General features: G+C 61.9%; 20 protein-coding genes and 1 pseudogene. 14 read left to right on the top strand and 7 right to left on the bottom strand.

Annotation, left to right across the window (positions count from 1 at the left end; all coding sequences use genetic code 11):
* Nucleotides 1-178 precede the first annotated feature (178 nt).
* From MKK04_RS08430 to MKK04_RS08420, 3 genes are read left to right on the top strand one after another with little or no spacing between them, the layout of a single operon-like run.
* Nucleotides 179-1,600 carry an aminotransferase-like domain-containing protein gene (locus tag MKK04_RS08430; RefSeq protein WP_233694858.1) on the top strand — a complete coding sequence of 474 codons (1,422 nt, stop codon included), beginning with the start codon at nucleotides 179-181 and terminating at the stop codon, nucleotides 1,598-1,600.
* Nucleotides 1,601-1,607: 7 nt separating this feature from the next.
* Nucleotides 1,608-2,852: an NAD(P)/FAD-dependent oxidoreductase gene (locus MKK04_RS08425; RefSeq protein ID WP_233694857.1), complete on the top strand. Its 1,245-nt coding sequence runs from the start codon at nucleotides 1,608-1,610 to the stop codon at nucleotides 2,850-2,852.
* 17 nt (nucleotides 2,853-2,869) lie between these two features.
* Nucleotides 2,870-3,220 carry a RidA family protein gene (locus MKK04_RS08420; RefSeq protein WP_233694856.1) on the top strand — a complete coding sequence of 117 codons (351 nt, stop codon included), beginning with the start codon at nucleotides 2,870-2,872 and terminating at the stop codon, nucleotides 3,218-3,220.
* A gap of 451 nt (nucleotides 3,221-3,671) precedes the next feature.
* Here MKK04_RS08420 and MKK04_RS08415 read toward each other — a convergent pair whose 3' ends face one another.
* On the bottom strand, nucleotides 3,672-4,388 hold the full coding sequence (locus MKK04_RS08415; protein WP_233694855.1) for an IclR family transcriptional regulator: 717 nt from the start codon (nucleotides 4,386-4,388) through the stop codon (nucleotides 3,672-3,674).
* A gap of 248 nt (nucleotides 4,389-4,636) precedes the next feature.
* The gene (locus tag MKK04_RS08410) at nucleotides 4,637-5,953 is read right to left on the bottom strand and encodes an OprD family porin (RefSeq protein WP_233694854.1); all 1,317 of its coding nucleotides are present in this window, start codon (nucleotides 5,951-5,953) and stop codon (nucleotides 4,637-4,639) included.
* A 233-nt stretch (nucleotides 5,954-6,186) separates the two neighbouring features.
* Between MKK04_RS08410 and MKK04_RS08405 the strand changes: the two genes are divergently transcribed.
* Together MKK04_RS08405 and MKK04_RS08400 are read left to right on the top strand one after the other, a co-directional pair.
* The gene (locus tag MKK04_RS08405; protein WP_013971797.1) at nucleotides 6,187-7,107 is read left to right on the top strand and encodes an SMP-30/gluconolactonase/LRE family protein; all 921 of its coding nucleotides are present in this window, start codon (nucleotides 6,187-6,189) and stop codon (nucleotides 7,105-7,107) included.
* Nucleotides 7,108-7,153: 46 nt separating this feature from the next.
* A complete protein-coding gene (locus MKK04_RS08400) occupies nucleotides 7,154-8,488 on the top strand; it encodes an MFS transporter (protein WP_046615878.1) in 1,335 nt (444 codons plus the stop codon).
* A gap of 4 nt (nucleotides 8,489-8,492) precedes the next feature.
* Here MKK04_RS08400 and MKK04_RS08395 read toward each other — a convergent pair whose 3' ends face one another.
* Both MKK04_RS08395 and MKK04_RS08390 read right to left on the bottom strand, forming a co-directional pair.
* Nucleotides 8,493-9,719 carry an MFS transporter gene (locus tag MKK04_RS08395; protein WP_230385100.1) on the bottom strand — a complete coding sequence of 409 codons (1,227 nt, stop codon included), beginning with the start codon at nucleotides 9,717-9,719 and terminating at the stop codon, nucleotides 8,493-8,495.
* A gap of 87 nt (nucleotides 9,720-9,806) precedes the next feature.
* Nucleotides 9,807-10,484 carry an RraA family protein gene (locus tag MKK04_RS08390; protein WP_013971794.1) on the bottom strand — a complete coding sequence of 226 codons (678 nt, stop codon included), beginning with the start codon at nucleotides 10,482-10,484 and terminating at the stop codon, nucleotides 9,807-9,809.
* Between the two features lie 236 nt (nucleotides 10,485-10,720).
* Here MKK04_RS08390 and MKK04_RS08385 point away from each other — a divergent pair, with 236 nt between their 5' ends.
* From MKK04_RS08385 to MKK04_RS08370, 4 genes and pseudogenes are all read left to right on the top strand, one after another.
* Complete coding sequence (locus tag MKK04_RS08385) at nucleotides 10,721-11,698, top strand: hydroxyacid dehydrogenase (protein ID WP_233694853.1); 978 nt, start codon at nucleotides 10,721-10,723, stop codon at nucleotides 11,696-11,698.
* Nucleotides 11,699-11,776: 78 nt separating this feature from the next.
* On the top strand, nucleotides 11,777-13,105 hold the full coding sequence (locus MKK04_RS08380) for an MFS transporter (RefSeq protein ID WP_233694852.1): 1,329 nt from the start codon (nucleotides 11,777-11,779) through the stop codon (nucleotides 13,103-13,105).
* Nucleotides 13,106-13,193: 88 nt separating this feature from the next.
* A complete protein-coding gene (locus MKK04_RS08375) occupies nucleotides 13,194-14,111 on the top strand; it encodes an amidohydrolase family protein (protein ID WP_233694851.1) in 918 nt (305 codons plus the stop codon).
* Between the two features lie 30 nt (nucleotides 14,112-14,141).
* Nucleotides 14,142-14,321: pseudogene (locus MKK04_RS08370) on the top strand (chitin deacetylase); the annotation flags it as partial.
* 33 nt (nucleotides 14,322-14,354) lie between these two features.
* On the opposite strand, the gene MKK04_RS08365 reads toward MKK04_RS08370, so the two are convergent.
* Complete coding sequence (locus tag MKK04_RS08365) at nucleotides 14,355-15,392, bottom strand: sterol desaturase family protein (protein ID WP_233694849.1); 1,038 nt, start codon at nucleotides 15,390-15,392, stop codon at nucleotides 14,355-14,357.
* 210 nt (nucleotides 15,393-15,602) lie between these two features.
* On the opposite strand from MKK04_RS08365, the gene MKK04_RS08360 reads away from it, so the two are divergent.
* From MKK04_RS08360 to MKK04_RS08340, 5 genes are all read left to right on the top strand, one after another.
* Nucleotides 15,603-16,043: a GFA family protein gene (locus MKK04_RS08360; protein WP_241106451.1), complete on the top strand. Its 441-nt coding sequence runs from the start codon at nucleotides 15,603-15,605 to the stop codon at nucleotides 16,041-16,043.
* 79 nt (nucleotides 16,044-16,122) lie between these two features.
* On the top strand, nucleotides 16,123-16,992 hold the full coding sequence (locus MKK04_RS08355; RefSeq protein ID WP_241106450.1) for an AraC family transcriptional regulator: 870 nt from the start codon (nucleotides 16,123-16,125) through the stop codon (nucleotides 16,990-16,992).
* A gap of 203 nt (nucleotides 16,993-17,195) precedes the next feature.
* Nucleotides 17,196-18,206 carry a tRNA dihydrouridine(20/20a) synthase DusA gene (gene dusA / locus MKK04_RS08350; RefSeq protein WP_241106449.1) on the top strand — a complete coding sequence of 337 codons (1,011 nt, stop codon included), beginning with the start codon at nucleotides 17,196-17,198 and terminating at the stop codon, nucleotides 18,204-18,206.
* Between the two features lie 347 nt (nucleotides 18,207-18,553).
* Nucleotides 18,554-19,480 carry a transaldolase gene (gene tal / locus MKK04_RS08345; protein ID WP_063913918.1) on the top strand — a complete coding sequence of 309 codons (927 nt, stop codon included), beginning with the start codon at nucleotides 18,554-18,556 and terminating at the stop codon, nucleotides 19,478-19,480.
* Nucleotides 19,481-19,686: 206 nt separating this feature from the next.
* The gene (locus MKK04_RS08340) at nucleotides 19,687-21,537 is read left to right on the top strand and encodes an alkaline phosphatase D family protein (RefSeq protein ID WP_241106448.1); all 1,851 of its coding nucleotides are present in this window, start codon (nucleotides 19,687-19,689) and stop codon (nucleotides 21,535-21,537) included.
* A 139-nt stretch (nucleotides 21,538-21,676) separates the two neighbouring features.
* Here MKK04_RS08340 and rssC read toward each other — a convergent pair whose 3' ends face one another.
* Both rssC and rssB read right to left on the bottom strand, forming a co-directional pair.
* Nucleotides 21,677-22,159 (bottom strand): anti-sigma factor antagonist RssC, encoded by a 483-nt coding sequence (rssC, locus tag MKK04_RS08335; protein ID WP_051098867.1) that lies wholly within the window; start codon nucleotides 22,157-22,159, stop codon nucleotides 21,677-21,679.
* Nucleotides 22,156-23,340, bottom strand: coding sequence for a two-component system response regulator RssB (gene rssB / locus MKK04_RS08330; RefSeq protein WP_063914082.1), 1,185 nt, complete (start codon nucleotides 23,338-23,340; stop codon nucleotides 22,156-22,158). The genes rssC and rssB overlap by 4 nt, the downstream gene beginning before the upstream one ends.
* Nucleotides 23,341-23,450: the final 110 nt, after the last annotated feature.

The following is a 23,450-nucleotide window of genomic DNA, read 5'->3' as shown; positions in this document are numbered from 1 at the left end:
TGTCATGGCGAATTCCTACCGTAGGGGTTCGTATTATTGTAATGCATGACAAGCAGTACAATTCGAAGCTACCAACCCACATATCTCTTGTCAATATTGTTTGTCATGGGTAACAATACAGGACAAGCCCAGCTTTTATCCTGCTCCGTGCATGATAAGCACAAGGAAAAATCAGGCCATGAGCCCATTCAAAGAGCTACTTGCTGCACTAAAGACGGATACGCTGCTGCAACGCGACGGCGCCGAGACACTCTACGCGCAACTGGCCTCCTCCCTTGCCGAAGCCATTCGCAGTGGCGCCTTGCGTCCGGGCGAACGGCTTCCACCCCATCGCGAGCTGGCCGGCGAACTGGGCATCAACATCACCACCGTGACCCGCGCCATGGCCGTGCTGCAGGAGCAAGGCCTGGTCGAGAGTCGCCCTGGCCGGGGCACCCAGGTTGCGGTGCCGCGCCAGGTACAGGTGCAGTTCCAGTCGGCGCCAAGCGATGCGCCCGGCATGATCGACCTCAGCGTCAACCGTCCCGCTACCGATGCCTACACCGAGGCTTTGGCCACCCTCCTGCCGCGCCTGGCCAGCGACCCACGCTTTGTCGGGATGAAGGAATATCACCCTTCCGAAGGCATGCCCTGGGCGCGAGAAGCCGCGGCGACCTGGTTGCGTGCACTGGATGTACCCGCCCAAGCGAGCAATGTGGTGATCACCGAAGGGGCCCAGCACGGCATCGCCTGCATCTTGCGCGCCATGACAGTGGCAGGTGACACCGTGCTGGCCGACAGCATTACCTATCAGGGCATCAACGCCCTGTGCCGGTCGTTGGGGCTGAACCTGGTTGGCGTAGAGGGGGATGAGCGGGGCATGAACCCTCAAGCCCTGGGCGAGGCTATCGCGACCTACGCACCACGGGTGCTGTTCCTCGTGCCGTCGATCCACAACCCGACCGCCATCACCCTCGACGCGCATCGTCGCGCGGACCTTCTTGAAGTACTTGCACCACACGACGACCTCTGGCTGATCGAGGACGATGTCTATCGCCCGTTGCTCGAGCGCAGGGACGAGACATTCATGTCGCGCCGCCCTGCGCGAACGTTCTATGTCACCGCCCTCTCCAAATGCATCGCACCGGGTCTGCGCATCGGCTTCGTCGTCGCGCCGCCCGAACAGGTACAGAACATCGCCACCACCTTGCGCATCGACTGCTGGAGCATTTCGCCGCTCAACGCGCTGATCGCGACACGCTTGATCGAGGATCGCGTCAGCGAGGCACTGATTGCCCATCAGCGCGAGGAGCTGCGCGAACGCCAGGCCTTGCTCGCAGAGCACCTCAAGGGCCTGCATTACCAGGCCAGCGATGTTGGCACACATGCCTGGCTGCAGCTGCCTGAACCTTGGAGCGCGTCACGTTTCGCCCGCCTTTGCCGGGAGCATGGCGTCGGGCTACTGCCCGGCGGGGCGTTCAGCTTGCGCCATGACCAGTCGCCCAATGCGGTGCGCATCAACCTTTCCGCGGCCAAGTCTCGCGCGCAGCTCGTCCAGGCCCTGGATGTCATTGCCCGTTTCGCGCAGCAAGGCCATTTGCATATGTTCGACAGGGTCTGAAGCCTAGATGAAGATGCCAGAGCGTTGTGAAGTCGCTGTAATCGGTGCCGGTGCGGTCGGCGTTGCCACTGCCTTGTGGCTGCGCCGGCAGGGTTACCATGTGGTGTTGCTGGAGCGCGATGCGGTCGCTGCAGGTGCCTCCTATGGCAATGCGGGCACATTCGCGCCCTATGGCTGCATGCCTATCGCACAACCTGGCCTGCTGCGCGACATACCGCGCCTGCTCTTCTCGGCGGACTCGCCCTTTGTGGTGCGGTGGTCTCGCCTGCCGCGTTTGATGCCCTGGCTTGTCCGCTTCCTGAATCAGTGCCGGCCTCATCATTTCCAGCGCAACGCGACGGCCCTTGCACAATTGCTGCAACACACCTACGAAGGGTATGCACCACTGCTGGATGAAGCGCCTGTGGCCGAAAAGCACTTGCGCCATAAAGGCTGCATCTATGCCTACTCCAGCCTGGACAGCCTGCGTGGCGCCGAAGGCGGTTATGCGCTGCGTGACCGCTTCGGCATACCTCAGCAGCGCTTGAGTCGCGACGAACTCGAAGCACTTGAGCCCGCACTTGCCGGCAAGACGGTAGGCGGCATCCTCTTCCCCAAATCCTCCCATCTGGATGATCCAAAACGCTTCTTCGAGGACTTGGCTGCGCCACTGCTGCTCGATGGCACCCTGTGTTTCAGCACCGTGCAGCGCCTTGTTCGGCGCAGCAATGCACTGCAACTGGACTGCGCCGATGGCCACAGCCTGCTCGCCGAACGCGTGGTGCTGTGCGGTGGAGCCTGGTCTGCCGCCCTCGCGCAGCAACTGGGCGATCGCATCCCGCTGGATACCGAGCGTGGCTACCATATCGAGTTCGACCTGGAGGATACCTTGCTCGAACGCCCCTGCTGCCCGGTCGAAAGCGCCTTCTACATGACCCCCATGGCGGGTCGCCTGCGCGTGGCCGGCACCGTGGAGCTGGGTTCGATCAATGACCCGGCCAACCCCAGGCGCTACGAGTACCTGGAGCAACGGGTACGGCGCGTGCTTGGCCTTCGCCAGCCAGTGGCGAGGCGCTGGCTGGGCTTTCGCCCGTCGCTGCCGGACTCGCTACCGGTCATTGGCGTCTCGCCGAACGAACCGCGCCTGATTCACGCCTTTGGTCATCAGCACCTTGGTTTGACACTGGCAGGGGTAACAGGGCAACTGGTAAGCCAACTCATCGAAGGAACAGCGCCTGCATGGCTAGACGCGTTTTCCTCACGCCGTTTCTGACCCAAGGAGATTGACCCATGACCATTCAGCGCAAACAGATCAACCCGCGCATGAGCCAGATCGTGATCCACCGAGACACCGTCTATCTTGCAGGCCAGGTCGGCGAGACCGGCCAGACGGTGGCGGAACAGACCCGAGAAGCCCTGGCGCGGGTCGATGCACTGCTCGACGAGGCCGGCACCACTCGCCAGCACCTGCTTCAGGCCATCATCTGGTTGGCCGACATGGCAGACTTTGACGAGATGAATACCGTATGGGATGCCTGGGTACCCAGCGGCCATGCACCGGCGCGAGCCTGCGGCGAGGCGAAGCTGGCAGATCCGGGGCTGCTGGTGGAAGTGATCATTACCGCTGCCGTTCCCCAGTAATGTCACGTGGCGCCGGGCTTGTGACGAGCCCGGATGGCCATCGAAAGGCTCAAGTTTGACCGCTATCGACCCAAAGCAGACAGCGATCCAAAGCTCGGTAGTCAATACCCGCCCTCATCGCCGGCAAGCCGACTCTCATGGAACTGCACATAACTCATTGAGTCAGCCGCCCCCACAGGGTACGCGGACCGCTTGCGAATTCAGTTTTCTACGCGACAGCACAGCCCGACGGGCTGGATATCCCGCACTGCATGTTGACGGCAGGCGCCCTGCCCGGGGGTCGATATCGGCACCGGCGACCTTTACAGCACGCATGGCCTGGATGACCTGCAGAACGACCTGCTCGGGATGAACAAGCTGAACCCGCGGCCAGGCTTGTTCAGGGAAATAGCTGCCGACTACCAGGCACGTTCGCCGTGGCTGGCCTTGGTTGAGTGAGCATGCGCTCGACCTACTGGACCGATTCGGGCTCCAATGACGCAGGCTTGAAGCCCAGGCTTCGCATCAGATCACGTGCAGCTTCGAAGAACATGGTTTTGAGGCTTTCAGCATATTCTTCCGTCAAACGGCTCGCAGGTCCCGAAATTACAAGGGCTCCCATCAGTTCCTGTTGCGCTCCGTAGATGGGCAGTGCCATTGAAGCCGCATGCGGGTCGGTGGCTCCCTTCGAATAGAAAGGTTTCTGCAATGCAATGCCGACTTGATAAGGAGCGCGCAAGGCCTGTGCCCCTGCTGCTTCATCCATCGGACGCATGTCTCCGGGTTGAAGGTTGAGGCGAAGTCGATGAGAAGAGTTAACACGGTACTGACACATCCGATATGCACCGTGACGCACATAGAAGGAGGCGGTCTCACCTGACTTTTCAGCCAAATCATGCAAACGTGGCATCACATGCCTTTCGAGGTCCAGCGCCTCTTGATAGACCGTGTTCAACCGCATGACTTCACTGGCTAGCTGATAACGCCCGTCAGCCATGCGCGTGATGAAGCCATGGTTTTCCAGAGACACCATCAAGCGCATGATCGTGCTTTTGATTAGGCCGGTACGTTCAACCAGCTGAACCAGGCTCAGCGCAGAGTCGCCTATCTGAAACGCGGTCAACACGGTCAAAACACGGTCTGCCGATGCCACACCATTTACCGCTGGACGCGGCCGCGCTTTCACCATTTGCAAAACCTCACAGGATCGAAGCCCTCGATTGTACGCAAGGGCGGAAAAACCTCATTATCCGACAACGGTCGGCCCCCGCCAACGTAGCATGCGCTGCGCGTGCAAAGTAAAAAAAGCCAGCAGGGCAATGTACCTGCGCCTGCTGGCTAGAGGTTGATCGCTGTCGTATGGGGCAAATATCTGCAGACCTGGCAATCAGCGAACCTTACAGCCGATGCGACCCCTTTCGCTGCGCTGGCCGATGCTCAGAACAGCGGCAGGGTGTAGTTGATGATCAGGCGGTTCTGGTCACCATTGCGTGCTGCCTCGCTGTGCGATTTGCCGTTGCGCCAGGCCACGCCAAGCCCTTTGAACGTGCCGCCCTGGATCACGTAGTCCAGCGAGAAGTCTCGCTCCCACTCCGACTGTTCGGCGCCAGCGGCTGCCTGGATGTGGTCGCCTTTCAAATAGATCACCGAAGCCTTCAGCCCAGGTATGCCGTTGGCAGTAAAGTCATAGCCGTACTGGGCAAACCCGGTACGCTCACCAGCGCGCGTGAAGCTGAGCAGCATCTTGTCCGTCCACAGATACAGGCTGCTGCCACCAGCCCCCTTGTCGATCGACCCCTGGTTGATCTGCACGAAGTTGCTATCGTCGGAAACACGCTGATAACCCAGGGTCAGCGAGTGGCCCCGCAAACGATAGGTGAACGCCGCACTCCACAGGTCGTTGTCGATCTCACCATCACCACCCTTGGTGTATCCACCAACGGTATAGCCCTGGCTACGCCCTGAGCTACTGCCGTTGGCGCCGTCCGCACGGGTGCGGAAATAGCGCAGGTCAGTAGTCAACGAGCTGTCATCGGTCAACGACAGGGTGTGATTGAGGCCGGTGAACTGCTGCAGATAGTAGTCTTCGAGTTGCCCGGCGTAATACTGCAGCAGCAGCGTTTTGGTGGCGCGGTAGTCGGCACCGACAAAGTTGAAACGGTCACTCTCCTGAGTGCCGCCGTTTACGGCCATGCCGGTAAGGTCGGTCGAAGCCCGGCCCCTGGCGCGGTTCAACGCCCCGCCGATGAGCATGAGGTTATCGATGTCACTGGACTGCAATTGCACGCCCTGGAAGGTTTGCGGCAGCAACCGGCCATCAGAGGCCACCAGTATCGGCAACCTGGGCATCAGCTGCCCCACGCGCAGCTCGGTCTGGCTCAGCTTCATCTTGGCGGTGGCACCGGCGCTGCTCCAGCGGTCAGCTGCGCCATCGCCATCGGAAGGAATCATGCTACCGCCCTGATGCCGCCCTCTGCCGCTGTCCAGCGTAAGGCCCAGCATGGCCGTGGCGTCCACGCCGAAACCAACCACACCGTCGGTATAACCGGAGCGCAGGTCGAGCAGAAAGCCTTGCGCCCACTCCTCGGTTCTGGAGGGCTGCGCCGTGCCGTCGCGGTTATCGCTGTTGAAGTAGAAATTGCGCATCGACAAGTTCGCGCGGCTGTCACCTAACAGGTCGGCCTGGGCAGACAAGCCTATGACGCTGCCGCCTGCTGCCAAGGCAATGCGGCAGATGGAAGGTAGGGATTTCAAGCAAGAGACTCCAAAGGATCGTTGTTGTTATTTTGAAACGGCATTTCTTTATATGGAGGCAGATTATCGCAACCTCGTCAACGAGCAACGCTAGCCGACCCTAAAAAACAGAAATCACCGCAAAAACAGCTTCACTCTTCGTCCGATTTTGTTTTATTTTGCAACGTCGTTGCATTAAATACATCAAAACAACAATCGGACGCCCAGGCGTCCCCGGCCCTACAGGAGCGCCCATGAGCTTCTTTGCTGCCCCGCCGACCGTGGAGACCACGGTATTCACCCGCCTGCCCGACCGCTTCCGCGACCCACGCCCGACTGCCTGGGCCAATGCCAACCGCCAGGGCCGTGCCATCGACTCGTTCCTCGAAGGCCCATCATTCGATCGTCAAGGCCGGCTTTACGTGACCGACATTCCCAACGGGCGAATTTTCCGCATCTCGCCGCAGGGCGAATGGGAACTGGTGTGTCAGTACGATGGCTGGCCGAACGGCCTGAAGATTCACCAGGACGGACGCATCTTCATTACCGACTACAAGCGCGGGATCATGCTTCTCGACCCAGATACCGGTGCTATCGAAGCACTGCTGGACTCGGCTGGTTCGGAAGGCTTCAAAGGCGTCAACGACCTGGTGTTCGCGCCCAACGGCGACCTGTATTTCACAGACCAAGGCCAGACCGGGCTGCAGGATGCCAGCGGTCGCGTGTACAAGCTCGACGCCAGCGGCAACCTGACCTGCCTGCTTGGCACTATCCCCAGCCCCAATGGCATCGTCTACGACCCGCACCTCAATCATCTGCTGGTGGCAGTGACACGCGCGCAACAGATCTGGCGCATCCCGCTGGGCAACGGCTCGATCATCGGCAAGGTGGGCGTTTTCGCCCAGTTGCATGGCGGCCTGGGCGGGCCCGACGGCCTGGCCCTCGATGCGCAGAGCAACCTGTACATCGCCCATACCGGTTTCGGCTCGGTATGGAAGCTGTCGAAAGTCGCCGAGCCATTGCAGCGCATCGTCTCCTGCGCAGGCATCAGCAACACCAACCTGGCCTTCGGCGGCAATGACGGGCAGACCCTGTACATCACCGAATCCGAAACCGGCAGCATTCTGCAGGTGCGCACCACTGCGCCTGGGCTGCCAATGTATTCCCACAGCTGAACCAGCCCCCTGTCAGGGCACACAACAACTACAAAAGAGTGACGACATGACCCACGAAACCCCCGCTGCCCAGGCGCCGCTCAGCGACGCCGAGGGCGAACGCCTGATGCGCCGCGTGCTGTGGCGCCTGGTGCCGTTCATCTTCATCTGCTACGTGATCAGCTACCTCGACCGCACCAATGTCGGCTTCGCCGCCATCAGCATGAACCAGGACCTGGGCCTTACCGCGACGATGTTCGGCTGGGCAGCCGGCCTGTTCTTCTTCGGCTACTTCATGTTCGAGATCCCCAGCAACCTGCTGATGCAGCGCTTCGGCGCACGGGTGTGGATTGCGCGAATCATGATCACCTGGGGGCTGATCTCCATGGCCACCGCCTTCGCCACCGGGCCTATCAGTTTCAGCATTGCGCGCTTTTTGCTGGGGCTTGCCGAAGCGGGCTTCACGCCCGGCGTATACCTGTACTTCACCTACTGGTTCCCCGGCAAATGGCGGGCGAAAGCCACTGCCGCCTTCCTGCTGGGCATTCCTGCGGCCAACATCATCGGCTCGCCCCTGTCCGGCTGGCTGATGGAACAGCACGGCGTCTTGGGCCTGAAGAACTGGCAACTGCTGCTGGTCACCGAGTCGATGCCGGCCGTGCTGCTTGGCATCGCTTGCCTCTTCGTGCTGGTCGATACCCCGGCCAAGGCAAAATGGCTCAACCCGCGAGAGAAAGCCTGGCTTGACCAGCGCCTGTCCCAAGAACAACAGGCCATCGGTGCGTCTCATGGCAATACGCTGCGCGCAGCCTTGACCAACCCCAAGGTGTTCACCCTGGCGGCCATCAACTTTTGCTGCATCGTCGGCTCGATTGGCATAGGCATGTGGCTGCCACAGATCATCAAAGGCCTGGGCATCGATAGCGGCGTGGTCGGCCTGGTGGTCGCCCTGCCCTACCTGCTCGGGGCACTGGCGATGACGATGTGGGCACGGCTGGCCAACCGTAGCCGTCACCGCCTGCCCTATGTGGTCAGCGCATTGGCCTTGGCCGCCGTGGCCCTGGTGGCCGCCGCCCTGCTTGACCAGCCGGTGTTGAAGATCGCCAGCCTGTGCGTGGCGGTGGCGAGCATCCTGTCATTCCAGGCCACGTTCTGGGCGATACCTTCGACCTTCCTGACTGGTCGTGCCGCCGCTGGCGGCCTGGCGATGATCGTCTCGATCGGCAACCTGGGCGGCTTCACAGGCCCGTTCCTGATCGGCCTGATCAAGGACGCCACTCATAGCTTCAGCATGCCGTTCTTTGCCGTTGCATCGATCCTGCTGGTCGGCACCTGCCTGATGCTTTGGCTGGGCGACCCCGCCAAGCAGCAGACGCCTCACGGCCAAGGCCAGACAATCTGACCGCTCAGCTGCGACGACGCATGCCGTATTGACCCAACAGCCCGATCACCAGGCACCCTCCGGCGACCCCCAAGGTCGCCGGCGCTCCCCAGCGGGCCGCGATCAGCCCCGCCGCCATGCCGCCCAAAGCTTCGAAGCCGAAGCGCATGGCAATATAGAAAGCGATCACCCGGCCACGCAAATGGCTGGGTGCGCCACTTTGCAGCTGCATGTTGGTACTGACATTGCTCAGGGTGATGCCGAAACCCAGAACGCCCAGCGCCAGCAGCGCCAGTGGCAGCGCACCCGCCATCCACAAACCGATCAGCGCAACCGCGCATAGCAGCGCTCCAGCATCGGTGAACTGGCGCAGGCGAGGCAATGCACCGCCAACCGCCAGCACCAGCGTGGCCACGAACGCGCCCGCGCCTGCCGCCCCCCACAACCATCCAAGCACTCGCGCATCGCCAGCGAACACGGCCCTGGCCAGGATCGGCAGCAGTGCCGCGTAGCAGGATGCCAACAAGTTGACCATGATCACGTTGACCAGCAACTGGCGAACGTTGCGCGTTTGCCACAGATACAACAACCCTTCGCGAAACACTTGCGCGGTTGAGCCACTGGCCTTTGGGCCGGCAGTGCCGCGCACTTTCAGCAAGCCACCCAGCAAGGCCATGAAAGCCACGGCAGTAAGGGCGAAGCAGGCCGCCTCGCCGGCCAGGGCAATGAGCCCACCGGCCAATGGCGGGCCGACGAACCGTGCGGCATTGATCAACATGGCATTGAGCACCAGCGCGTTCGGCAGGTCGGCCGGGTCGTCGACAAAACTGCCGATCAGCGCTTGGCGCAGAGGGGTTTCCAAGGCATTGAGCAAGCCAAGCAGCAATGCCATGGCAGCAATGAACGGACCATCGATCCAGTTGCGCCAGGTTGCAAGCGCCAGCACGAGCGACTGCGCGATCAGGATAAGTTGCACGATGATCAGCAATCGGCGCTTGTCATGCCGATCGATCCAGGCTCCCGCCAACGGGCCGATGAGCAATTGCGGCGCGAGCGAAAGGAAGGTGATCAGCCCCAGCAGTACGGCAGAACCGGTCAGATGATAGGCCAGCCAGGCCAATGCAACCTGCTGAACCCACTTGCCCAGGGTGGAAACACCCTGGCCGGCGAAATAGATCTGAAAGTTGCGATGAGCGAGCGCCCGCACGGCGGCGGGCCAACGTTTGCGATGCGGTGACGATGAATCGGACAAGTCTGCGAATCCTCAATAGAACCCGCGACCGACACCGACCCAACAGCCGCTGCACACCCCATCGCAAGGTGCGCAGCGCATGCTGGATCAGCCTGGCAGCAGGCAGCCTTTCTTCTTCAAGGACTCCAGGACCCAGGAACGGTCGTTGGTGCCTTGGGCAATGTGTTCCATCTGTGCGGTTTCGGCAGTGTGCTTGGCGGTGGCGCGAGCATAGACCTCAGCGACGTGGTCGTAAGGCACGCACAGCAGGCCATCGTCATCACCGATCACCAGGTCGCCTGGCTCGATCACCATACCATCAATGGCAATCGGCACATTGATCTCGCCCGGGCCGTCCTTGTATGGGCCACGGTGCGAAACGCCAGCAGCGAACAACGGGAAGTCACCCGCGCCGATGTTGGCTGCATCGCGAATGGCGCCGTTGATGACGATACCGGCCAAGCCACGCTTGACCGCGTAAGCCACCATCATTTCACCGATCAGGGCGTTGGTCAGATCGCCACCGGCATCGACCACGATCACATCGCCCGGCTGAGCGATATCGATCGCGTAATGCAGCATGAGGTTGTCACCTGGGCGCGCCTTAACTGTCAAGGCCGGGCCGCACAGCACACCTTCGCGATGCATGGGGCGCAGGCGGGCACCACCTGCAGTCATCCGGTTCATCGAATCGCTGACGTTGGCAACCGGAACCTCACGATAACGTGCAACCCACTCATCACCGACTTTACGTGCGCGCTCAAGCACTTGGAAGCCAATGCTCATGTGACATACCTCTCTTGGTGTTATTCGATGTCGTCGGCGGCTGCCGAATCTGTTTTTTAGAATGGCATTTCATTAAGATCGTGACAACGGATTTTTATCGCCTTTTTTAGACTGCTATCGACGATCATCTTAATTTTCTTGCAACAGCGTTTCATTATGATAGGGTTTAGCCCATTGCCGCAGATGCGCGGCAGACTGCGCCCGAACCGCCCCCAGACAAGAACAAGGTATCCACGATGTCCCGTACCATTCTGCTGACCGGCCCTGAGCTTGCTGCCGAGGCCATGAACCTTGCCGCCGAACAGGGCGTCAGAATCGTCCCCACTACGCCCTACCTGCCCGCCGCAGAACTGGAGGCGATCATTCGCGCTGAACAGCCCGATGCCATCGTGGTACGCCAGGGCAAACTGACCCGCGCCATGATCGACGCTTCAGCCAACCTGAAAGTGATCGCCAAGCACGGCGTGGGCTACAACACCATCGATCTCCAGGCCGCCGCCGACCGCAGCATCCCGGTATCGATCGCCCTGGGCGCCAATGCCCAGTCGGTGGCCGAGCTGGCCTTCGCCCTGATGTTCAGCGTGGCACGTCAAACCGCACTGCTGGATGCGCGCATGCGTGACGGGCATTGGGACAAATCCTCGGCCAACGGCATGGAGCTGTCGGGCAAAACCCTGGGGCTTATCGGCCTGGGCTCGATCGGCAGCATCCTCATGGACCTGGTGGCGCCACTGCGCATGAAGGTCAAGGTGTTCGACCCCTACCTCAAGCAGCTGCCGGAGCGCCCGCACGTCGAGCGTGAAGAGGATTTCGATCGCCTGCTGGCTGAAAGCGATATCATCAGCCTGCACTGCCCGCTGACCGAGACCAACCACAACCTGATTGGCGCTGCCCAGCTCGAGCGCATGCGCCCAGGCGCCATCCTGATCAACACTGCCCGTGGTGAGCTGATCGACACCAACGCCCTGGTAAAAGCGCTCAGCGAACGCCGCATCGCCGGTGCCGGCCTGGATACCTTCAGCCCCGAGCCGCCGCCTGCCGACAGCCCGCTGTGGGGCCTGCCGACACTGGTCGCCACGCCGCATGTCGGTGCCAACACCACCGAGGCCCGCGAACGGGTAGGCCTGGTAGCGCTGAAGCAGGTTCTCGATGTGTGGGCGGGTAATGCTCTGGACCCGCGTTGCGTGGTCAACCGCCACCTCTTCGCCAGCTGATCGCACCCCTCGCGTGCCTCTCGTGAGCGGGGCACGTTCACACGCGTCACTCCAGAAAAAAAACAATTGGAGAGCACCATGACTTCAGCAACATCGCTGCCGGATGAACTCGAACGCAGCACCATGCGCCGTATCGCCTGGCGACTGCTGCCCTTTCTGATCGTCTGCTACCTGATCGCGATCATCGACCGGGGCAACATCGGCATGGCTTCCCTGCAGATGAACGAGGACCTGCAGCTCACGGCAAAGGTGTTCGGCTTCGCCAGCAGCCTGTTCTTTTTTGCCTACTTCCTGGTCGAAGTGCCCAGCAACCTGGCCATGCAACGCTACGGGGCACGCATCTGGATAGCCCGCATCATGATCACCTGGGGCCTGATCTCGGCAGGCACGGCGTTCGTTCAGGGTGCCAATTCACTGTACGTGATGCGCTTTCTGCTGGGTGCTGCCGAGGCCGGTTTCTTCCCGGGCGTGCTGCTGTACCTCACCTACTGGCTGCCGTCTGCCTACCGCGCGCGCATGGTGGCGCTGTTCATGGTGGCGATCCCTGCCGCCAACTTCATTGGTTCGCCACTGTCGGGCCTGCTGCTGAACCTGGATGGCTGGATGGGCATGCGTGGCTGGCACTGGCTGTTCATTCTCGAAGGCATTCCTGCCGTACTGCTGGGCATCGCCTGCCTGTTCGTGCTTACCGACCGCCCCGAGCAGGCCAAGTGGCTGAATGACGAGCAGCGCGGCTGGCTCACCAAGCGCCTGGCTGATGAAGCCTCGAAAAAGACCGCCATCGGCCATATTTCGCTGTGGAAGCTGCTGCGCCACAAAGACATCTGGGTACTGGCACTGATCTACTCGGGCGCTTCAGCTGCAGGCAGCACCATGAGCGTGTGGGCCCCGCAACTGCTGAAGACATTCGGCCTGAGCTCGTTGGAAATCGGCCTGGTGAATGCCATCCCTTACGGTGTTGCCTCTGTGCTGATGATCATCTGGGGTCGCAGCTCCGACCGCAGCGGCGAGCGTCGCTGGCACACGGCGATGACCATGCTGCTGATCGCGGCGGGCCTGTTGATGACCTTGTTCACCTCGTCCCTGCCGGCAACGGTGATGATGCTGACCATGGTCCTGGTGGGCGCCTACTCGATGAAAGGGCCGTTCTGGGCGCTGGTGTCGGGTTGGCTGTCTTCCTCGACTGCTGCTGCGGGGCTGGCAGCCGTGGGCGCCATGGCCAACCTGATTGGCGGAGGCATCATGGTCAATGCCTACGGCGCCATTCACGATGCCACCGGCAGCTACTCCCTGGCGCTGATGCCGTTGGCCGCGCTGTGTACCGTGGCCGGGGTCGCGGTACTGGTGATCGGCCGCAAGCGCCAGCGCGAGCAAGCCGAGGCAGCCAGCGCCCTCAGCGCGAAATAAGCCGCAAAAGCCGTACTTCGATGCCCACTTTCCTGCCTCAGGAACGTGGGCATCCTCATTTCACAACAACAAGAAACGAGGAATATCCATGACGTTGTCTCGTCGTCAATTCTTGCAGGCCACCGGTGCACTGGGCGCTGTCGCCTCCATGGGCGCCATGGCCGACGTGCCCTTCAGCAAGGGCGATGCGCACCCGCGCCTGACGCCGCCCGCAGGTACCATCGACTGCCACATGCACCTCTATGACAGCCGCATCCCGGCCGCACCCGGCGCTACCCTGCTGCCGGCGGATGCCTCGCTGGAGGATTACCGCAAGCTGCAGCAGCGCCTGGGCATCCGCCGCATGGTCATCGTCACGCCATCGACCTACGGCACCGATAACCGGGTGATGCTCGATGGCTTGTTGCGCAGCCGAGGCGATGCCCGGGGTGTGGCGGTTGTGTCCAATGGGATTACCGACGCAGAACTTGCCGAACTGCACCAGGCAGGAGTGCGTGGTATCCGCTTCAACCTGAGCGTCGGCAGCCAGGCGCTCGATGGGCTGGAAAGCCTGGCCGCGCGGGTCGGCGAACTGGGCTGGAACGTACAGGTCGCTACCGGGCCGCTGCTGCCCGAGGTTGCCCCGCGCTTGCTGGCCTTGCCAGGCAGGATCGTTATCGACCACATGGGCCATGTACCACAGCCAGAAGCGCTGAAGTCGCCAGCTTTCGCCGCACTGGTGCGGCTGCTGGACACCGACCGGGCATGGATCAAGCTGTCGGCACCTTATCTTCGCTCGAAAATGGGAGCACCGCTGTTCGAGGACGTCGGCCGAGTCGCCACTGCACTGGTCAGTCATCGCCCTGATCGCATGCTATGGGGTAGCGACTGGCCGCACCCGACGCTTGCCGCCGAGCAGAAACCCGACGATGCGCAGGTCCTTGACCTGCTGATGCGCTGGGCACCAAAGGAGCAAACCCAGACCCTGATCTTGCGCGACAACCCCGCCCAGCTCTACGACTTCTGATCACCTGCCAAACCGAAAAGTCGGCCGCATCGGAAGGGCGCGCACCACCCGAAGATGATGAGCGTGGGCCTGCATGGGCGGATCAGTGGCCATCCTGGTCGTGCGATGGCGCTGGCGCGCTTTCTCGATTACGTGCAGGGCCACCACGGGGTGCGGGTCTGCCGACGCGAAGAGATTGCCAGGCACTGGATAGCCCAGTTCCCCGCCTGAGCGGTCAGTCGTTCGCAACAAACACGGGATCAGCTAACGACCCGCCCTGCCGGACGCGCCGAGCACAGCCTTGCGCTGGCACTTCACCAGGACCTTGCGGCCGGTTTCGACAAAGGGCGTGACGATCAGGCTATAGACCGTCAGGTAACGCTGGTGGTCCTGCTCGCTGGTGCCGAAGCGGATGCTTTCAGGCGTTGACGTGGTGACATAGAGCGTGCCGAACATCCAGTCCCAGAGGGACAGGTTGGTGCCGAAGTTACGGTTGAAATGGCGCGGGGCGTCGCTGTGATGGATCTGGTGCTGGGCCGGGCTGTTGAACACATGTTCCAGTTGCGGGCCGAACGACAGCCAGACATGGCTATGCCGCAGGTTGGCCGCCAGGCTGTTGAAGATGAATACCAGGTAGGTCACGCCGAACAGGGTGTAGCGGCTGACTTCACCGCCGCAGAGGTACCAGAAGCATCCGGCGTAGAGGCCGATGCAAATGCCGGTGCTCAGTTTCTCGACGATCTTTTCCACGAAATGCACCCGGCTCGCCGTCGCCGGTACCAGCACGGGCGCCGAATGGTGGACCTTGTGAAAGGCCCAGAGCCAGCGGGAGTGAAAGGCCCGGTGCGCCCAGTAATGGATGAAGTCCTTGAGCAGGAACACCCCCAACCCGTAGAGCAAGGACAGTGCGAGGTTTTCGCCCAGGCGCGGGCGCGCGCCCCAGAGGTTGTTGAAAAAGGCCAGGTAATCGCCGGAGCGCAGGATGTAGGGGTCGACCAGTTGGACGACGGGCAGCACCAGCGCAACCTTGAGGATGGCCCGCACGAAGTAGTAACGGTAGTCCAGCAGCGCCGAGGGATGAAGATGTACCCGGGCGCCGCCGATGAATTGCCAGAACGACTGGGCGTCGCTCAGGCCGCGCCGCTTCCTGAAACGGAACAGGCCGTAGGCTGCGCCATAGGAGATGCAAAGAAACAAGACCCCGAAACGGCCGTTCATATTGAAAATGCCGAGAAACTGCTCGGTAACGGGCGTGATCACCCAATCGGTAAGGTGCTCAGAGAAAAGCGGCAGGGCATCCACGAAACGTCAGCCTCGGCAAAAAAACGGGGGTGCAATTGTAAATCAGTTTTATTTACTCAAGCGGTTTTATGCAAGCGCCCGGTACCCTCGACCGACACAGGGAGTACCACCTTGCAGACAAGGTCCGAGGGGTGAACTACACGCTGCGCCCAGTCGACTGATCATGCGAGGGCAGTTACGCTGGCGCTTCCCACCTGCACGGAAGCGCCAGTGATCGAAACATACGAAGGAAGCTGCTTGTGCGCAGCGGTCAGTTACCTGCTACTGACCCCTCCCAAGGCAGTCAGTCATTGCCATTGCAGCCAGTGCCGCAAAAGCCACGGGGCAGCCTTCGCCTCCTACGGCAGCGTTCCACGCAGCAGGCTGCGAATCCTCCGCGGCACCTGCAGCATCAAAGCCTTTGCCTCTTCGCCGACGGTAGTGCGCGAGTTCTGCGCCGAGTGCGGCTCGACTTTGTTCTGGTCACGTTCCCAAGGCGACTTTGCCGACTGGGTTTCGATAGCACTGGGCACACTTGATACCCCGTTCCTGCCCAGGAAGCAGAAACACGTTCATGTCGATTTTGCTGCCCCTTGGTACTCACCCCACTGCCCTCACCCGCACACATTGGCAACGCCGGGCCATCCAAAGCACGGTCAAGACAATCCTTGATAGAGCAATCACGGCTAGGCACCTCCATGCCTGAACAACGGATGCTAGCGCTCACCGCACCTTCCGGAGAATCCGTTCGTTGACTGACTCACAGCACAACCCAACCTACGCAAAACGGTTCGAAGCCGTGCTTGCCTATATCGACAGCCACCTCGAAGGGGACCTGTCGGTAAATGCCCTGAGCCGCATCGCCAATTTCTCGGCCTTTCACTTTCATCGGCAGTTCACGGCATACATCGGCATTCCGGTATCACGGTATGTGCAACTGATGAGGCTGCGACGCGCGGCGCATCAACTGGTCGCCTCGCCGGCCATCTCCGTACTGGAAGCAGCTTTCGGCGCCGGCTTCGAAAGCCCCGAAGCCTTTTCCAGGGCTTTCAAGCGTGCGTTTGGCATGGCGCCGAGCGTATTCGCCAAGGCCCCGAACTGGCAGGCCTGGAGTGCGGTTTTCGTTGTTCCTCATCTTTCAAGGAGTATCACCATGCAGATCCGTATCGTGGATTTCGCCGAAACCCATGTGGCCGCGCTCGAACACCAAGGGGCGCCCAGCCTGGTCAGTGAAAGCGTTGCGCGTTTTCGCCAATGGCGCATCCAGAGCGGCCAGTCACCGGTGGCCAGCAGCCGAACCTTCGGCATTCCCTACGACAACCCCGACACCACCCCGGCGCACGCCTTTCGCTTCGCCGTGTGTGGCGAGATAGAAGAAGCCGTGCAGCCCAATGATTTCGGCGTGCACGAACGCGTCATCCCAGCGGGCCGCTGCGCCGTGATCCGGCATATCGGGTCGCCTGACTACATTGGCGAAACCATCTATCCGCTTTATCGGGACTGGCTGCCTTCGAGCAACGAGGAACTGCGTGACCATCCGTTGTTCTTTCACTATTTGAGCGTGTATCCGGAAACGCCGCTGGAGCAATGGCAAACGGATATCTACGTGCCGCTCAAGTAGGTTGGCTGGTGGCAAATCTGGGCAGAAGGCTGCAGGGCTGCGCATAGATCGAGTCCAGACGGATAGCCAGCTCTCTTGGTAAACTAACCGCCTGCCCTGGCAATCACCGATCTCCTGCCGCCGACTTTTGCTACGTCGAGCTTCTCGGTTTGCTGCAAACACCCTCGAAACTGCTGAATTTGGTACAAGACACGTTGAACGTTATGACCACAAAACTAGGCTCTAACCCAGCAACCACGCGCTCTGAGCCTTCCCGTCGCTTCAGCGTTGCACCGATGATGGACTGGACAGACCGCCACTGCCGGTTCTTCCTGCGTCTGCTTTCCAAAAACACCCTGCTCTACACCGAAATGGTCACCACCGGTGCCCTGCTGCACAACGACGCCCACCGTTTCCTGCGCCACGACGTCTCCGAGCACCCGCTGGCCCTGCAACTGGGCGGCAGCGTGCCGGCCGACCTGGCCGCCTGTGCCCGTCTGGCCGAGAAGGCCGGCTACGACGAGGTCAACCTCAACGTCGGCTGCCCGAGTGACCGGGTGCAGAACAACATGATCGGCGCCTGCCTGATGGCCCACCCGGCGCTGGTGGCCGATTGCGTGAAAGCCATGCGTGACGCGGTATCGACCCCGGTGACGGTCAAGCACCGCATCGGTATCAATGGCCGCGACAGCTACGCCGAGCTGTGCGACTTCGTCGGCCAGGTTCGCGAGGCAGGCTGCCGGAGTTTTACCGTGCACGCGCGCATCGCGATCCTGGAAGGGCTGTCGCCGAAGGAGAACCGTGAGATTCCGCCCCTGCGCTATGACGTGGCGGCGCAGTTGAAGGTGGACTTCCCGGACCTGGAGATCGTGCTCAACGGCGGGATCAAGACCCTGGCCGAGTGCCAGGCACACCTTGAAACCTTCGATGGGGTGATGCTGGGGCGTGAGGCGTACCACAACCCCTACCTGCTGGCCGAGGTGGACCAGCAGCTGTTCGGCAGCGAGGCGGCGGTGGTCAGCCGCAGCGAGGCGCTGGCGCAGTTGCGGTCTTATATTGTCGCGCACATGGAAAGTGGTGGCGCGATGCACCACGTTACCCGGCATATTCTGGGGCTGGCCCAAGGGTTCAAGGGGGCGCGGCGCTTCCGCCAGTTGCTGTCGGCGGATATCCACAAGGCGGCGGAGCCGTTGGCGGTGTTCGACCAGGCGGTGGAGTTGTTACAGGGGCGGTGATTCAGCAGGCGGGCGTACTCGCCGGCAAGCCAGCCCTCCCGCAGAATGCTGCCGGAGTTCAGACATATGCAGATTCTGTGGGAGCGGGTTTACCCGCGAAGAAGACAACGCGGTGCATGGCACCGGCTTCGCCGGTGTTCGCGGGTAAACCCGCTCCCACCGGGATCGCGCAAACTTCCGGGTTTTGTGTAAGCCGGTTGTATCCACAGTGGCCCTTGCAATCAGATACGGAACCTCAGGGCCGCTTGCGACTCGAAGGTTCACCTTTCGCACCGCGCTTCGCGGGCCCTTGAGTGGCCGTCGGGGCTCGGGTAATGTCGAGTCATTGCACAGGACAGAGCACGCCCATGACCTCCAAGCTGGAACAACTCAAGCAGTTCACCACCGTGGTCGCCGACACCGGGGACCTGGACGCCATCACCCGCCTGAAACCGGTCGATGCCACCACCAACCCGTCACTGCTGCTCAAGGCTGCGGCCATCCCGGGCTATGCCGAGCTGCTCAGGCAGGTCAAGGCCGATGCCAAGGGTAATGTCGACCTGGCTTGCGACAAGTTCGCGGTGGCTGTGGGCTCGGGCATTCTCAAGGTCATCCCGGGGCGTATCTCCACCGAGGTCGATGCCCGCCTGTCGTTCGATGAACCCGCCCTGCTGGCCAAGGCGCGCAAGCTGATCGAGTTGTACGAAGCCGCCGGTGTTGGCCGCGACCGCGTGCTGATCAAGCTGGCCTCCACCTGGGAAGGCATCCGCGCCGCCGAAAAGCTGGAGAAGGAAGGCATCCAGACCAACCTCACCCTGCTGTTTTCCTTCGCCCAGGCCCAGGCCTGCGCCGATGCCGGGGTGTTCCTGATTTCGCCGTTCGTGGGCCGTATCTACGACTGGTACAAGAAGAGCACCGGCAAGGAATACGTAGGCGCAGAAGACCCGGGCGTGCAGTCGGTCACTCGCATCTACAACTACTACAAGGCCAACGGCTACAACACTGTGGTCATGGGCGCCAGCTTCCGCAATATCGGCCAGATCGAGCAGCTGGCCGGCTGCGACCGCCTGACCATCAGCCCAGAGCTGCTGCAGCAGCTCAGCGATGACCAGGGCGACCTGCCACAGGTGCTGAAGCCGGGCAATGCCGGCGAGCCCAAGCAGCAGCTGAACGAAAGCCAGTTCCGCTGGGCCATGAACGAAGATGCCATGGGTACCGAGAAACTGGCCGAGGGTATTCGCCAGTTCGCGCGGGACCAGGAGAAGCTGGAGAAGTTGATGGCTGACAAGGCCTGATACATTTCGGGTTTGCCTGACGGGCGGGAAGTGTTCAGCATTTTCCGCCCGCTTTGTTTTACCTGGCCTTAGATGTGTATTGAATTCCAGGGCCTCTTCGCGGGTAAACCCGCTCCCACAGGGATCCCCACACGCCAGAAGTTGGCGCTGTACCTGTGGGAGCGGGTTTACCCGCGAAGAGGCCCGAGAAGCCACCCGAGCTGTCGATGACCTCCCCTACCCCCTTGCCCCTCGTACTCGCCGGCCCGGTACTGCGCCGCCTGGAACCCCAGCGCCTGGCCATCTGGCTGGTCGCCACGCAACCGCTGCAACCCGAATTCATCTTTCCGGCAAGCGAGGCCCAGGTCGATTGCCAGGTGGTCGCGGTGGGCCAGCACGCCTTCATCCACCTGCTGGACATCCACTTCACCCACCCCCTGCCCTGCAACCAGTTGCTCGACTATGACCTGCTCATCAACGGCCAGGGCATCGCCGGCTGGGCGCCGCACCTGCTCTACACCGGCGCCGATCGCCCAAGCCTGGTGCTGCGCGATCGGCTCGACCACCTGCTGCACGGCTCCTGCCGCAAGCCGCATTACCCGGCCGCCGACGGCCTGCTATGCGCCGACCGCCTGCTGCAGGCCTGCGAAAACCCCGCAGACCGCCCCGCCGTGCTGCTGATGACCGGCGACCAGGTCTATGCCGACGATGTCGCCGGCCCGATGCTGCGCGCCATCCACAGCCTGATTGCACGCCTGGGCCTGTTCGACGAGCAACTGGAGGGCGCGGTGGTGCCCGACAGCCAGGCGCTGTACCAGCACCCGGCCTGCTATTACCACCGCGCCGACCTGCTGCCGGCGCAGGAACGCAACGAAACCCTGCGCGAGCGTTTTTTTGCCGGCAAGCGCAAGCCGATCTTCTCGTCCAGCAACGCCGACAACCACCTGGTGACCTTCGCCGAGGTCATGGCCATGTACCTGCTGGTGTGGTCACCAGTGCCCTGGCAGCTGGTGAACCTGGACATGCCCAACGGGCTCACCGCCCCGCGCCAGGCCCGCTACCGGCAGGAGCTGCCGCTGATCCAGGCGTTTGCCGACGGCCTCGGCCAGGTAGCGCGGGTTATGGCCCACCTGCCGTGCCTGATGATCTTCGACGACCACGACATCACCGACGACTGGAACCTCTCGGCGCAGTGGGAAGAAACCGCCTACGGTCACCCCTTCTCGCGGCGGATCATCGGCAATGCCCTGCTCGGCTACCTGCTGTGCCAGGCTTGGGGTAACGACCCGCAGGGCTGCAAGCCCCTGGTCGGGCAATGCCAGACATTGAACAGCCAGACCCAGGATGAATTGATTGGCGCGCTGCTGCGCTTCCAGGGCTGGCAGTTCAGCCTGCCCACCAACCCGCCCTTGCTGGTGCTGGACACCCGTACCCGCCGCTGGCGCAGCGAAAGCAGCCTGGCCAAGCCCTCCGGCCTGCTCGACTGGGAGGCGCTGAGCGAGTTGCAGCAAGCATTGCTGGACCACCCGTCGGCAATCATCGTGTCGCCTGCGCCGATTTTTGGCGTGAAGCTGATCGAGACGGTGCAGAAGCTGTTCAGCTGGCTGGGCTACCCGCTGCTGGTGGATGCCGAGAACTGGATGGCCCACCGCGGTGCAGCGCAGGTCATCCTCAACATCTTCCGCCACTCGCGCACGCCGGGGCACTACGTGGTGCTGTCCGGCGATGTGCATTACTCGTTCGTCTATGAAGTGCTGATTCGCCACCGCCAGCGCAGCCCGCACTTGTGGCAGGTAACCAGCAGCGGGATCAAGAACGAATTCCCGCGGCGCTTGCTGGATGTGCTCGACCGGCTCAACCGCTGGCTGTATGCGCCGCGCTCGCCGCTCAACTGGTTTACCAAGCGGCGGGAAATGCAGGTGGTGCCCCGTACGCCCAGCCATAGCAAGGCTGGCGAGCGGTTGTGGAATGGCGCGGGGTTGGGGCAGGTGTTTTTCGATGAACAGGGGCGACCGGCGCGGGTGTATCAGCTGGATGCGGGTGGGGGTGAGGCGACCGAGTTTACGCGGCGGGAGTGATCAGGCAGGTAATGCTTGGCTAGCCTTGCCGGCCTCTTCGCGGGCACGCCCGCTCCCACAGGTACAGCGCAAGCTTCAAGCTTGGTGCATAACCTGTGGGAGCGGGCGTGCCCGCGAAGAGGCCGGTACAGGCTGAAGATCAGGTCCGCTCCAGCGCACTGACCAGGTCATGGAAAGCTTCGCGGTTGGAGTCGTTCAGGCCCATGAGAATCTTGTGCGCCTCCAGCACCTTGGAACGCACCACGTCTTCGTTCTGGTCCTGGGACGGCAGGTCGGTCAGGCATTCCGGGCACGGAATCGGGCGATCGACGATGTTGAACACCTGATCGAAGCCCATCGACTGCAGCAACCGGGAAATGTCCGGGTTGGTGGTGACCACGGTCGGCAGCAGGCCCACCTTCTGGCGCGACAGGATCGACAGCTTGGCCAGCAGGCCCAGGGTGGTGCTGTCGATACTCTCGGTTTCGGTCAGGTCGATGACAATCGCCGAGAAGTTCAACGCGGTGAAAATCTTCTCGATCGTCGCATCCAGCGCCGAACACAGGGTCAGGCGCACTTCACCGACAAATTTCAGGACGAAGGTACCACTCTGCTCGGCGAACTGGATTCTACCGGTACTCATTGAAGGTTCCTGCTCAACACCAATAGGGCGATATCATCCGGCATCTCCCCAAGCGTAGCCAATCCAAATCGTTGACGCAGCCCATCCAGGCTGCCACCTGCGGCCCTGACGATTTCCGGCAGGGCGGCTTCTTTATCTTTGAGCGTGTCACCCGGCAAAAGGTCCAGAATGCCATCGGACATCAGGCTGAGGCTGAACTGCGGCGGCAGCTCCACCACCAGGTCCTGGTAGGTGGCCTCGTCGAACAGCCCCACCGGCAGGCCACGGCCTTCCAGGTAGCGGGTGTGCTCGGGGGTGTGCAGCACCGGCAGCGGCAGATGGCCGCCAACGGCGTAGGTCAGCAGGCCGGTGTCTTCGTCGATCACCCCGCCAACCATGGTCACGTGCTTGCCCAGCTTGCAGTTGATCAGCCCGCGGTTGATGTGGCTGAGCACCTGCGAGGGTTTGAACTCGCGCATTTTGCTGCCGCGCTTGAATTCGAACAACAGCCGTGTGGTCATGAACTTCAGCAGCACGGTGACGAACGCTGACGACGCGCCATGCCCGGAGACATCGGCAAGATAGAAAGCGATGCGCCGTTCGTCCACACGGAAGTAATCGGCAAAATCACCCGACAGGTACAGCGACGGGATGATCTGGTGCTCGAAGGCGAACTCGCCGGCCACCCAAGGGCTTTCCGGCAGCATGTTCATCTGCACCTGGCGACCGGCGGTCTGGTCCTCCTGCAGCAGGTGCAGGCTGGCCTCCAGTTCGCGGTTGGCGGCTTCGAGCTTGTCGCGATAGCGCTGGTTTTCCAGCACCAGGCGCGAGCGGTCGAGGGCTCGGCGCACCGAATGCTCGAGCACGGCCAGGTCTTCCAGCGGCTTGATCAGGTAGTCGGCGGCGCCCAGGCGCAACGCTTCCACCGCATCACTCATGACGCCGGCACCGGACACCACGATCACCGGCAACTGCGGGGCGCGCTCGCTGACCTGACGGATCAGTTCGAGGCCGCCCATCTGCGGCATGCGCAGATCGCAGATCACGAGGTCGGGCTGGTGTTCTTCGAAGACCTGAAGCCCCTGCTGGCCATTGCCGGCCTGGAGGACGCTGAAGCCACTGTCTTCAAGATAGGCGGCGAGGCTTGCACGGACCACGTCGTCGTCATCGATGATCAGCAGCGTTGCACTGGTTTTCTGCATGTGGGCGAACGGCGCCGATTTGGGTTGGTGCAGCGGTGTCGGCAAGGCAGACGGCCAGCTACGGGAATTCTTTATGGTCACACTCTACTTGAGTTGTAGGACAAGAACAC

This window comes from Pseudomonas sp. LS.1a (assembly GCF_022533585.1).
Lineage (GTDB): Bacteria > Pseudomonadota > Gammaproteobacteria > Pseudomonadales > Pseudomonadaceae > Aquipseudomonas.
This window is presented reverse-complemented; position numbering and strand designations above follow the sequence as displayed.

What these genes read in the sequence shown, in the direction of transcription:
- MKK04_RS08380 (WP_233694852.1), top strand. Translation starts at nt 11,777, where the DNA reads ATGACTTCAGCAACATCGCTGCCGGATGAACTCGAACGCAGCACCATG.
- MKK04_RS08415 (WP_233694855.1), bottom strand. Translation starts at nt 4,388, where the DNA reads ATGGTGAAAGCGCGGCCGCGTCCAGCGGTAAATGGTGTGGCATCGGCA.
- tal (WP_063913918.1), top strand. Translation starts at nt 18,554, where the DNA reads ATGACCTCCAAGCTGGAACAACTCAAGCAGTTCACCACCGTGGTCGCC.
- MKK04_RS08425 (WP_233694857.1), top strand. Translation starts at nt 1,608, where the DNA reads ATGAAGATGCCAGAGCGTTGTGAAGTCGCTGTAATCGGTGCCGGTGCG.
- rssB (WP_063914082.1), bottom strand. Translation starts at nt 23,340, where the DNA reads ATGCAGAAAACCAGTGCAACGCTGCTGATCATCGATGACGACGACGTG.
- MKK04_RS08390 (WP_013971794.1), bottom strand. Translation starts at nt 10,484, where the DNA reads ATGAGCATTGGCTTCCAAGTGCTTGAGCGCGCACGTAAAGTCGGTGAT.
- dusA (WP_241106449.1), top strand. Translation starts at nt 17,196, where the DNA reads ATGACCACAAAACTAGGCTCTAACCCAGCAACCACGCGCTCTGAGCCT.
- MKK04_RS08400 (WP_046615878.1), top strand. Translation starts at nt 7,154, where the DNA reads ATGACCCACGAAACCCCCGCTGCCCAGGCGCCGCTCAGCGACGCCGAG.
- MKK04_RS08385 (WP_233694853.1), top strand. Translation starts at nt 10,721, where the DNA reads ATGTCCCGTACCATTCTGCTGACCGGCCCTGAGCTTGCTGCCGAGGCC.
- MKK04_RS08430 (WP_233694858.1), top strand. Translation starts at nt 179, where the DNA reads ATGAGCCCATTCAAAGAGCTACTTGCTGCACTAAAGACGGATACGCTG.
- MKK04_RS08340 (WP_241106448.1), top strand. Translation starts at nt 19,687, where the DNA reads ATGACCTCCCCTACCCCCTTGCCCCTCGTACTCGCCGGCCCGGTACTG.
- MKK04_RS08420 (WP_233694856.1), top strand. Translation starts at nt 2,870, where the DNA reads ATGACCATTCAGCGCAAACAGATCAACCCGCGCATGAGCCAGATCGTG.
- MKK04_RS08405 (WP_013971797.1), top strand. Translation starts at nt 6,187, where the DNA reads ATGAGCTTCTTTGCTGCCCCGCCGACCGTGGAGACCACGGTATTCACC.
- rssC (WP_051098867.1), bottom strand. Translation starts at nt 22,159, where the DNA reads ATGAGTACCGGTAGAATCCAGTTCGCCGAGCAGAGTGGTACCTTCGTC.
- MKK04_RS08375 (WP_233694851.1), top strand. Translation starts at nt 13,194, where the DNA reads ATGACGTTGTCTCGTCGTCAATTCTTGCAGGCCACCGGTGCACTGGGC.